1 rRNA gene (cut by a window edge) is annotated in these 2,500 nt (G+C 57.0%); it reads left to right on the top strand.

Annotated features, from left to right (window positions below):
• Window positions 1–2,495 (top strand): 23S ribosomal RNA (locus tag ABD999_RS43665) (it extends 608 nt beyond the left edge of the window).
• Window positions 2,496–2,500: the final 5 nt, after the last annotated feature.

Raw genomic sequence — 2,500 nt, 5'->3', positions numbered from 1 at the left:
CCTACAAGCCGTAGGAGCTTACAGCAGCTTGCTGTTGTGTGATGTGACTGCGTGCCTTTTGAAGAATGAGCCTGCGAGTTATGGTGTGTGGCGAGGTTAACCCGTGTGGGGGAGCCGTAGCGAAAGCGAGTCTGAAGAGGGCGTTTGAGTCGCATGCTGTAGACCCGAAGCGAAGTGATCTACGCATGGGCAGGTTGAAGCTCAGGTAAGACTGGGTGGAGGACCGAACCCACCAGGGTTGAAAACCTGGGGGATGATCTGTGTGTAGGGGTGAAAGGCCAATCAAACTTCGTGATAGCTGGTTCTCCCCGAAATGCATTTAGGTGCAGCGTCACGTGTTTCTTGCCGGAGGTAGAGCACTGGATGGCCGATGGGCCCGACAAGGTTACTGACGTCAGCCAAACTCCGAATGCCGGTAAGTGAGAGCGTGGCAGTGAGACTGCGGGCGATAAGGTTCGTAGTCGAGAGGGAAACAGCCCAGATCACCGACTAAGGCCCCTAAGCGTGTGCTAAGTGGGAAAGGATGTGGAGTCGCAGAGACAACCAGGAGGTTGGCTTAGAAGCAGCCATCCTTGAAAGAGTGCGTAATAGCTCACTGGTCAAGTGATTCTGCGCCGACAATGTAGCGGGGCTCAAGTACACCGCCGAAGTCGTGGCATTGATCCCCATGTGGGGTTGATGGGTAGGGGAGCGTCGTGCAGCCGGTGAAGCCGCCGAGTGATCGAGTGGTGGAGGCTGTGCGAGTGAGAATGCAGGCATGAGTAGCGAATCGAGGGTGAGAAACCCTCGCGCCGGATGACCAAGGGTTCCTGGGGCAGGTTAATCCGCCCAGGGTAAGTCGGGACCTAAGGCGAGGCCGACAGGCGTAGTCGATGGACAACGGGTTGATATTCCCGTACCCGCTTCAATGCGCCCATACTGAACCCATTGATACTAAGAGTCCTTAAGTCAGCCGGCCCTTCGGGGCGGGTGTTAGGCCGAACGCTCGACCTGATTTGGTAGTAGGTAAGCGATGGGGTGACGCAGGAAGGTAGTCCAGCCCAGGCGATGGTTGTCCTGGGGTAAGCATGTAGCCCGTGTTGTAGGCAAATCCGCGACACTTGTGGGTGAGATGTGATGCCGAGCCGATTGTGGCGAAGTGGATGATCCTATGCTGCCGAGAAAAGCCTCTAGTGAGTGTTGTGGCGGCCCGTACCCTAAACCGACTCAGGTGGTCAGGTAGAGAATACCAAGGCGATCGGGTGAACTGTGGTTAAGGAACTCGGCAAATTGCCCCCGTAACTTCGGGAGAAGGGGGACCTCTGCTGGTGAACGCCCTTGCGGTGGGAGCTGGTGGGGGTCGCAGTGGCCAGGGGGAAGCGACTGTTTACTAAAAACACAGGTCCGTGCGAAGTCGTAAGACGATGTATACGGACTGACGCCTGCCCGGTGCCGGAACGTTAAGGGGACCGCTTAGCACGATTCGTCGTGCGAAGGTGAGAACTTAAGCGCCGGTAAACGGCGGTGGTAACTATAACCATCCTAAGGTAGCGAAATTCCTTGTCGGGTAAGTTCCGACCTGCACGAATGGCGTAACGACTTCCCCGCTGTCTCAACCGCAGACCCGGCGAAATTGCACTACGAGTAAAGATGCTCGTTTCGCGCAGCAGGACGGAAAGACCCCGGGACCTTCACTACAGCTTGACATTGGTGTTTGGAGCGTCTTGTGTAGGATAGGTGGGAGACTGGGAAGCTCGGACGCTAGTTCGGGTGGAGTCATTGGTGAAATACCACTCTGGTCGTTTTGAATGTCTAACTCTGGTCCGTGATCCGGATCGGGGACAGTGTCTGGTGGGTAGTTTAACTGGGGCGGTTGCCTCCTAAAGGGTAACGGAGGCGCCCAAAGGTTCCCTCAGCCTGGTTGGCAATCAGGTGTTGAGTGTAAGTGCACAAGGGAGCTTGACTGTGAGACTGACGGGTCGAGCAGGAGCGAAAGCTGGGACTAGTGATCCGGCATCGGCGTGTGGAAGCGGTGTCGCTCAACGGCTAAAAGGTACCCCGGGGATAACAGGCTGATCTTCCCCAAGAGTCCATATCGACGGGATGGTTTGGCACCTCGATGTCGGCTCGTCGCATCCTGGGGCTGGAGTAGGTCCCAAGGGTTGGGCTGTTCGCCCATTAAAGCGGTACGCGAGCTGGGTTTAGAACGTCGCGAGACAGTTCGGTCCCTATCCGCTGCGCGCGCAGGAGACTTGAAAGGGGCTGTCCCTAGTACGAGAGGACCGGGACGGACGAACCTCTGGTGTGCCAGTTGTATCGCCAGGTGCATGGCTGGTTGGCTACGTTCGGGAGGGATAACCGCTGAAAGCATCTAAGCGGGAAGCTTGCCTTGAGATGAGGTCTCCCACCCTGTGAAGGGGTAAGGCTCCCGGTAGACGACCGGGTTGATAGGCCGGAGGTGGAAGCGCGGTAACGTGTGGAGCTGACCGGTACTAATAGGCCGAGGACTTGACCACAAAGC

Origin of the sequence: Nonomuraea ferruginea (genome assembly GCF_039540635.1) — a bacterium.
Lineage (GTDB): Bacteria > Actinomycetota > Actinomycetes > Streptosporangiales > Streptosporangiaceae > Nonomuraea > Nonomuraea ferruginea.
Note: the sequence above shows the minus strand (reverse complement) of the source record. Positions and strands in the feature narration are given on the sequence as shown.